Here is an 8136-nt window from a genome sequence, read left to right as displayed (position 1 = left end):
TGTGTTTTGTTTTTTATATGTGTGGGGGCCCCCACCGCGGGGTTTTTCGTTTACTAGGGGTGGTTGTGGGCCCGCTCCCGCCCCCCCCGCCGGGGGGCGCGCGGCAACCAGCTGGGTAACCCGGCCAAGGCGGCCGAAGCGATCCTGAAAGTCATCGAATCGGACAAGCCGCCGGTACACCTCGTGCTGGGTTCGGACGCGCTGCGTCTGGTCGCGGCCGGCCGCGCGGCTGTGGAGACCGACCTGCGCGAGTGGGAGGAGCTGTCGCGCTCGACGGACTTCCCCGACGGCCACCAGATCGCGTCGAGCTGACCGTGGCCGCCACAGCGAACCGGCTCCACGCCCTCGAAGGCGCGATGCTGACGATGGCACGGGGGGACCTGATGACCGGCGACGTCGAGAAGGTATACGGCGACCTGACGTCGTTCCTGCTGATCGACTACCGGCCCGAACAAACCGTTGACCGGCAGCTGGCGGCGATCGGGTACGCCTGCTCCGACGTGACTCACGTGGTCGTCTCCCACGGGCACTTCGACCACACCGGGGGCCTGAGTCTGTTCCCGCACGCGCGGCGCTATCTCGGGGCGGACGAGCTGGAGCACGTCCACGCCCATGCCGAGGGAGAGTTGCGGGCCTGCCGCGCCGAGGACTTCGCCGGGCTCCGAAGTGTGGATTCCGCATGCCCCGAAGGACTGGCGCGCCCATCGGACTCCGGGTGTCCGCCGCTGAGGTGGACGTGACGTCGGGTTTTCTCGACGTCACGTCCGCGGACAGACCATGATGTACGGTCGCCCAGTGGTATCGGCGAAAACTGGCACACCCCGGAGACGACGCTCGACCCCGAGCAAGGGCGACCTGCGCGAGCAGGCGATCCTCGACGCGGCCGAAGCGCTGCTGGAACACGAGAGCGTCGAGTCGATCACGGTGGAGACCATCGCCAAGGGAGCCGGTATCTCGCGTGCGTCCCTGTACTTCTACTTCGGCTCGAAGCACGAAGTGCTCGCCGCACTGGTGGCGCGCACGGTCGCCGTCTTGCGCGAGGACGCGCTCGGGGCCGCCGGCGACACCGGCTCCGCCCCCGCGGACATCATCCGCGAAGCCTTGCGGCGCACGGCGAAACAGTGGCGTGAGCATGGCCTCGTGATGCGCGCCGCCGTGGACTTCGCCCCGGTCATCCCGGAAATCGGCGAACTGTGGAAGGAAACGCTCGGCTCCTACGCCGAAGCGATGACCCAGGTCCTGGCCCGCGCAGGCGTCCCGGATGTGCCGGGGCCCGTCGGTGCCGCCGCCTTGGCCCGCGGACTCTGCTGGATGACAGAGCGGACCTTCTACTGGGCCTCAGCTCGCCCCCGCGACCTGCGCGCGGCAACCGATACCTGCGCCGAGATCTGGCTGCGAGTCATCGGTTCCACACCCGACCAGACGACCCAGGCTCCAGCGAACTAGCCGGCCGGCGGCAGGGGAAGAAATGCGGCTCACCGGAACTACGCACAAGGTGACGTCGCGTTCTTGATACCACCGAGCGACGTCTGTATCGACGTTTCAGGCAGACACTCTTTTCGAGAACAAAGCCGGCTACGGTCGCCCGAAAATCGACGCGACCGGTCTTCTTCACGCCTTGCCGGCCGCACGGAGCGGGATTCGCCCCCGCCATGCTCACCTCGCCGTCAACGCCGCGGTGACCTGGTGCCAATCCCGCCGACCCGGCAGCAAACTCATACTCGTCCTGTGATCACCTTACCGCCTGTGGTGGTGTGTTTCCGTCGGCGCTGTTGGTTCTCTGGCTTAGGTTGGGCCAGCCCCGGCGTCAGCCAGAGCCCGGGCAGACCCGTCAGGCTCATCCGAAGGTGTGAGGCAGATCCGCACTAATGGCCCTGTCCTGTTTTTCCTCCGCCTCAATAGCCTCCGTCAGAGGGCGATCACATGAGGAGAAGGAACATGCTAAGCGAACTGCAGCTCAAGAACCTCCACTCCATGTTCGACGTGCTCGACCACGACAGCAACGGCCTGATCGAACGGAAGGACCTGATCGCCGTCAGCGACGGCGTCAGCGAGGTGTTCGACCACGACGAAGCCTCCCCGCACCGCGCCGCCATGACTCAGGCGTACGGGGCATGGTGGGAACAGATCCGCGCCGGAGCCGACGCCGACGGGGACGACAGCGTCACCCGCGACGAGTTCGTGGCCGCGGTGGACGCGGGTCTGCTCTCCGACCCCGCCTATCTCGACGTGGTGGCGGCTGCGGCCGACACGGTGTTCGACGCCGCGGACGTGGACGGCGACGGCGTGCTGAACCAGGTCGAGGTTGTCGCCGTCTACAGCGCAGCGGGTGCGTCCACGGCAGCTGCGGTCGGCGCGTTCAAACAGATCGACACCAACGGGGACAACCGGATCAGCCGTGAGGAGTGGCAGAACTCCGTGCGAGGTGCATTCACCAGCACCGGCCCCGACACCCCCGGCTCCAACATGCTGGGCAACGCTGCCAACTGAGCCTGAAAATCCCCCTTTTCCCGCGATCATCCATCGCAGAACCAAACGCAGCGCCTGGCCGCGCCGACACCAGGCCGACTGCGCACTTCCTACCAGCCGACCACGTTCAGCAGCGGTGTGCATGCCCCGAGCACAAGATCACGGCCGGTCCCGATGGCCTACCCGAAGGCGACGACGAAAGCGGTTACGACGCCGAGGATGTAGAGCGGGTAACCGATGCGCGCGGCCTTGCTCAAGGTTTGTTCCATGTCGTCGCGTTTCGTCGCGGCGAAACGTTTGCGCAGCATCGCGACCAGAACGCAGATCGCGGCGAGCAGAATGAACGCGTAGTAGCCCCATTCCAGTGCCACGATGTAGCTGACCGACGGGAGCTGCGAGGTCACGTTGTTGAGCAGGACCGCGGTGCTGAGAATCGCGGTGACGCCCATCGACACCGGTGCGCTCCCGTCCGAGGCCTTGAAGAACAGGGACAGGTACGTGACACTGATCAGCAGCATCAACGGCAGCAGGTTTTTGATCAGGAACGGGAGGATGTCCCGTTCGAGTTCCACTTCACCCGCGTATTGGCTGTAGTAGATACCCGTCTCGGCGCCGGCCGTCTTGCCGTCGCCCAGACCGTCGCTGCTTCCGACGGTCTGGCGGAAGAAACGCACCGACGAGGCCACCCAGTTCGGGACCTGGTTGATACTGGCGTCGGCGTCCGTACCACTGCGCAGGAAGTCCTGCGGGTTCTGGTTCAGGATCTCCTTGTCGGTCACATACGACACCTGGTCCGCGGTCTGGGTCCTGTTCTGCAGCAGAACCCTGACCTGTTGGTGATCGAACGGGAAATCGTGGAATTCGAGCCCGCTCTTGAACCGGTCGGCCACCTGGTAGAGCCGGTAGGTCTGCCCGTTCTCCGTGACGTCTCGCAGCGGCTCGCCCAGTTTCAGGTCGGGCTTGACCGCGTTGATGAACTGCACGTCGGCTGCCACGTGGTCGCCGGTGTACTTCAGCCACACGAAGAAATCGACGAAGTAGGTGCCGTTCGTGGTGTCGAGATCACGGATTTCGTTGATGTTGATCCCGGTCGCCACGACCTGACGACGGCTCAGGTACCGGCCCTTGACCGCGATGACATTCCCCTTGGCCAGTCCGGCCTTGAGTGCCTCGGCCGACGGCGGTTCGTAGATCGTGAACTGTACCGGGGCCGAGACGAACCGGGAGCCGTCGCTGGTCACCATCGACACGGCCATCTGCGCGGAGCCGCTCGCATTGAAGTACAACGGTCCCAGCAACGCGGCGAACGAGTTCTTCTTGTCCTTCAACGCCGCGAGCGAGTCGCGCACCCGCTGCCGGTCCTCCGACCGGCGGTTCTCGTCGAAGCTCAGCCGGCCGACCTCCATCGCGTGCAGCCCGACATTGACGGCCTGACGGGCTGTCGCTGCCTGCCAGAGCGGGCGTTCGCCGTACCGTTTCTCGTAGGCATCGGCCCAGACCTGCGCGGGACCGGACAGCGAATCCTGAGCCAGCGGCGTCGCCATGTACAGGTTGGCGGTGAGCAGCCCCGGCCGTCCCCGCTCCGCTTCCGCCTTGACCAGGGAGTCGTGGAACGCACGCGACCCCAGGGACGTGGTACCCGGAATGGGTGCCGTGACACCCGCCGACCGAAGCCCGTCGATCATCGCAAGACCGCTCTTCTCCTTCATGGCCAACACAATCGGCTCCGCCTGGTTGTGTGTCTTCAGTTCCGCGACCGCGTCCCGCACCGACGCCGCGGTGCGATCCCGCTCGGCGGAGACCGGCAATTCGACGGTGACAGTGCCGAACTCGCCGAAGGAATCCCGGAAAGTGTCATGACCGGATCGGCCGTCCTCGTCCTCGTCGTAGACGACGGCCGCGGTCTTCGACCCCAGAGCGCGGGAAGCGTAAACGGACAGGAAGTCGCTCTGCGTCCGATTCCCGAACATGCTGCGGAAATACCAGTCGCTGCTGTCGGTGATGCGGGACGAGCTGGCCGTCGGCGTGATGGCGGGGATCTTCGCCCGCTGGTAGATCGGCGCCGCCGCGAGCGCGGCGTCACTGGCCCCGTGCCCGACCACGAACAGCACCTTGCCCTCGCGAACGATGTCCTGAGCGATACCCACGGCCTTGTCCGCCCGGTTCGCGTCGTCGTAAACCAGCAGCTCCACCGGGTGTCCGTCGATCCCGCCCGCCGCGTTGACGTTGTCGAGACGCATCCGCACGGCATGCTCCATCTGGGCCGAACTCACCGCGGAGTCCCCCGACATACCGGCCACCAGCGCCACATACACGGGCTCGCCCTGCCCGCCGGCTGAACCCGCCCAGGCCCAGAACAGCGCCACCACGGCAACCACCGCCACCCCCACGGCACCCCAGATCCATCGTCGCCTGGGTTTGCCGTGCCCCACCGCCACGATCGGTGCCGGCCGTTCCGGCTCGACCAGGTGAGCCACCTCGGCAGGAGGCCGCGGTGCCGTTCGCCCCAACGCCTTGCGCGCGCGGCCGGTCTGCGGATCCGCCTTGATCGCGTACGCCCTGTCCAGGCAATACCGCCGTTCCCCGTCGTCACCGACCAGTTCGGCAAGCCAGCGCCAAGCAGGCTCGTACGTCTCATCCATCGCCAGCGCGGCGCCGAGCAGTTCACGAGCGCGCGCCGGATCGGATTCGCGCATCTCGATCGCCTGATGAGTAAGCGTGACCGCGGTGTCGCGTTTCTCCGGCACAGGACCCTCGATAGTCGGTTTTGGTGTTCCCGACCATAAACCGCCCCTGGCTCCCCCAACGATGAACACCCTGTCCCCCGATCGGCCGACGCGAATGGTCACGCACCGCTGCGGGCATCCGGTCACGACGAACGCCTCACCGACCCCGCCCCGCAGGCAACGGGGCCCGACACGCTGACCCAAATGGCTGTATACGGCCGAAAGGCCCGACAGCGCTCCGACCCCAGCAGGCTCAGGCTGCGCGCTGCTGAGAAACGTCCGCTATTCGGCATGACAGGACGTTCGATCGCCGGCACTATGATCGGTCCGCACTGCAGATCTGGAACATGCTCTCCATCGACGTGTCCGATGACAATTGTCGTGGACATGTGACGGATATCGTGGTCGATCACACAAGACGACTGTGACGGCCGCGCGTACTTGTCGTAGGCCGCCCGCTTTCTGCGGCTGAGGACTGCGCTTCGGTCAGCTGTTGTCGTCGCAGCTGGACGGGCCTTTCTGTCGTCTTCTGCGCGCCGGGGTTCGTGCTCTCGCGCTACACCGGTAGCGGGCAATATTTGAACGTGCCGTATTTGTCTGCACAGGGGTGTGTGGTGCTCAGCGTCGGAGTGCTCATTCGTCGGCGTCGGCGATTGCTCGGAGGGGACCGGTCAGTCGCCGGGGAGGACGATCGTGCCGAGTTCCTGCACGCAGGAGGGAAACGGGGCGTGGAGGACGGGCATGGCGAAGAGCGTGCCGGAGGTGTGGCCCGGCACGGTTCTGACCCGGCGCCAGCCGTAGCGGCGATGGTAGGTGTGGAGGCCGGGATTGTCGGTCCAGACGTTGATCCGGACGATCTCGGCGCCCGCCCGGTGGGCGCGCCGCCGGGCCCAGTCGGTCAGCAGGCAGCCGATCCCCCAGCCTGTGTACCGGCGGTCGACGACGAGCTTCGCCGGGTACCGCGCCGGAGCCGCCCGTTCCTCGGGTGTCCACAGGAAGGGGTCGCCGACGGGCAGGACGGTGCGGCCGGCCACCGGCTCACCGCCCGGTTCGAGCATCGCCATCACGGTGGCGCCGTGCTCGATCCACGAGCGGGCCTGTTGCGCGTTGAACGGCTTGGACCACTGGGTGGATTGGTGCTCATGCGCGATCCACGCCGCCGCGTCCGCCCGCCACCGGGCCAGTGGGGCCGAATCCGCGAGTTCGGCCGCTCTCAGCCAGAGCGGACCGGTCAGCACCACTCGGCCCCGGCCGTCGGCTCGACCTCGAACATCGTAGAGAGCGCGCCCACCAGCCGACAGCCGCGGGAATCGAGCGCGGTGCCATCCGCAGTGGTCAGTGCCCGGCGGCTGACCAGCCGGGCCAGTGGCGTGCCAGGGCCGACCAGCGCGGGAAGGTCCGAGACCAAGCGATCGACCGCGTCGACGACCCGCGCGCCGCTGCGGACCGGGGCCAACTGTTCCACGGAGAGCAACTCGGCATCGAAGCGCCGCGCCCAGCCGGCATCAGCCCGCTCACTGCTCAGCACGACCGAGATGCACCCGGTGCGCAGCAGTATGTACGGGCGCGACACAAAGCCAAGCTGCGGTACCGCTCTCAGTAGCCGGCACGCGTCATCGAGCGAGGTGATCATCAGGCGCATTATGCGGAGCAACCGGATTCGCCCTCGGCCGCGAGAACAGTCACGGTGCGGCCAAGTGTCGCTGTTCGTCACCAAGACGACACCCTGATCTGGCACCTGCAGCTACACTCGATCGTGTAGAACATATGTTCGAGAATCGGGGTAAAGTCGATGCTGTGAGTACCAGCGGCAGCACCCAGGAATCGCCCACCGAGTGGTGGCGCGAGGACGTCGGCTGCCTGCTGGACCGGCTCCTGGAGTCCGAGTGTGTGCAACGGCGAGAGGCGGCCGTCCAGGGCGAGGTCATGGCCGAGCTCGAACGGCGCGGGATACGCGATACCACCGGCTACGGCAGTCTCGTGCGACTGCTCCAGGAGACATTGAACATCCCCTACGCCGAAGCGAAAGCTCGCGTGGCGCGAGCGTTGGCGTTGAACGGCACTCGTGATCTCACCAGCGGTGAGCAGCCGCCGCAGGCCCCGGCGACCGCACAGGCTGCCGCCGAGGGCGCGGTCGGCGCCGCGCAGATCGACGAGATCCTGCGGGTGCTCGACAAACTCCCTGCCGCTGTCCCCGTACAGGAACGGGAACAGGCGGAGAAAATCCTCGCCGAACTCGCCCGTTCGGCCGGACCCCGGGAGATCCGCGCCGCCGGACGACGCCTAATCTCCCAACTCGACCCCGACGGGAAAGAACCGAAAACCCGGGAACCGAAACCGTTCCAGCCCGAGTTCTCCATCGCCCCACACCGTGAGGGCGGACATCAGATCAAAGCCCGCGTCGACGACGAAACCTCCGCACGCCTGCAAGCCATGCTCGACCCACTCGCCAAACCCCGCCCCGCCACCGAGGAAGACGGACGCGACACCCGAACTCAGTGGGAGCGACGTGGCTGCGCGTTCTCGGAGCTGGTGCGGATGTGGGCCGAACACCCCGACCTGCCCACCCAAGCCGGAGAAGCCACCCACATCGTCGTGACCGTCAGCCTGGAAGAACTACGGTCCGGGATCGGGCAAGCGACTCTTGACCTGCTCGGCGAGATCACCGCAGCCGAGGCACGGCGATTGGCCTGTGACGCCAAGATCATCCCGATGGTGCTGGGATCCCACGGCGAACCTCTCGACGTGGGCCGGGCACAGCGACTGGCCACCCCAGCGATCCGCCGCGCCTTGATCCGCCGCGACGGAGGCTGCGCCTTCCCCGGTTGCGACGCCCCCGCCTACCGATGCACGGTGAGCTTGCCCGGGTTAGGCGGACAGTTGGGTGTATGCTTTTTCGTATGCTACCGGACTTTGGTATCCGCGTGAAGAGTGTAGTCGT

The 8136-nt window shown here is 66.6% G+C and carries 8 protein-coding genes; 5 read left to right on the top strand and 3 right to left on the bottom strand.

Annotated elements, in window-relative coordinates; translation table 11 throughout:
- The first annotated feature begins 63 nt into the window (after positions 1-63).
- From ACFWX1_RS02020 to ACFWX1_RS02005, 4 genes are all read left to right on the top strand, one after another.
- Positions 64-312: a hypothetical protein gene (locus tag ACFWX1_RS02020; protein ID WP_378382948.1), complete on the top strand. Its 249-nt coding sequence runs from the start codon at positions 64-66 to the stop codon at positions 310-312.
- A gap of 2 nt (positions 313-314) precedes the next feature.
- Positions 315-740, top strand: coding sequence for an MBL fold metallo-hydrolase (locus tag ACFWX1_RS02015; protein WP_378382947.1), 426 nt, complete (start codon positions 315-317; stop codon positions 738-740).
- 55 nt (positions 741-795) lie between these two features.
- Positions 796-1446: a TetR/AcrR family transcriptional regulator gene (locus ACFWX1_RS02010; RefSeq protein WP_378382946.1), complete on the top strand. Its 651-nt coding sequence runs from the start codon at positions 796-798 to the stop codon at positions 1444-1446.
- Between the two features lie 492 nt (positions 1447-1938).
- Positions 1939-2490 carry an EF-hand domain-containing protein gene (locus ACFWX1_RS02005; RefSeq protein ID WP_378382945.1) on the top strand — a complete coding sequence of 184 codons (552 nt, stop codon included), beginning with the start codon at positions 1939-1941 and terminating at the stop codon, positions 2488-2490.
- 158 nt (positions 2491-2648) lie between these two features.
- Here the strand turns inward: ACFWX1_RS02005 and ACFWX1_RS02000 are convergent, their stop codons facing one another.
- The 3 genes from ACFWX1_RS02000 to ACFWX1_RS01990 form a co-directional block, all read right to left on the bottom strand.
- Positions 2649-5216, bottom strand: coding sequence for an ABC transporter substrate-binding protein (locus tag ACFWX1_RS02000; RefSeq protein ID WP_378382944.1), 2568 nt, complete (start codon positions 5214-5216; stop codon positions 2649-2651).
- 650 nt (positions 5217-5866) lie between these two features.
- A complete protein-coding gene (locus ACFWX1_RS01995) occupies positions 5867-6433 on the bottom strand; it encodes a GNAT family N-acetyltransferase (RefSeq protein ID WP_378382943.1) in 567 nt (188 codons plus the stop codon).
- Positions 6427-6828: a hypothetical protein gene (locus ACFWX1_RS01990; RefSeq protein WP_378382942.1), complete on the bottom strand. Its 402-nt coding sequence runs from the start codon at positions 6826-6828 to the stop codon at positions 6427-6429. The genes ACFWX1_RS01995 and ACFWX1_RS01990 overlap by 7 nt, the downstream gene beginning before the upstream one ends.
- Before the next feature lie 134 nt (positions 6829-6962).
- Here ACFWX1_RS01990 and ACFWX1_RS01985 point away from each other — a divergent pair, with 134 nt between their 5' ends.
- Positions 6963-8123 carry a DUF222 domain-containing protein gene (locus tag ACFWX1_RS01985; protein WP_378382941.1) on the top strand — a complete coding sequence of 387 codons (1161 nt, stop codon included), beginning with the start codon at positions 6963-6965 and terminating at the stop codon, positions 8121-8123.
- The last annotated feature ends 13 nt before the right edge of the window (positions 8124-8136 follow it).

The organism is Amycolatopsis sp. NPDC059021 (genome assembly GCF_042739895.1).
Classification (GTDB): domain Bacteria; phylum Actinomycetota; class Actinomycetes; order Mycobacteriales; family Pseudonocardiaceae; genus Amycolatopsis.
Note: the sequence above shows the minus strand (reverse complement) of the source record. Positions and strands in the feature narration are given on the sequence as shown.

Coding starts and splice junctions, on each gene's coding strand:
- ACFWX1_RS02005 (WP_378382945.1), top strand. CDS start 1,939: ATGCTAAGCGAACTGCAGCTCAAGAACCTCCACTCCATGTTCGACGTG.
- ACFWX1_RS01990 (WP_378382942.1), bottom strand. CDS start 6,828: ATGATCACCTCGCTCGATGACGCGTGCCGGCTACTGAGAGCGGTACCG.
- ACFWX1_RS01985 (WP_378382941.1), top strand. CDS start 6,963: ATGTTCGAGAATCGGGGTAAAGTCGATGCTGTGAGTACCAGCGGCAGC.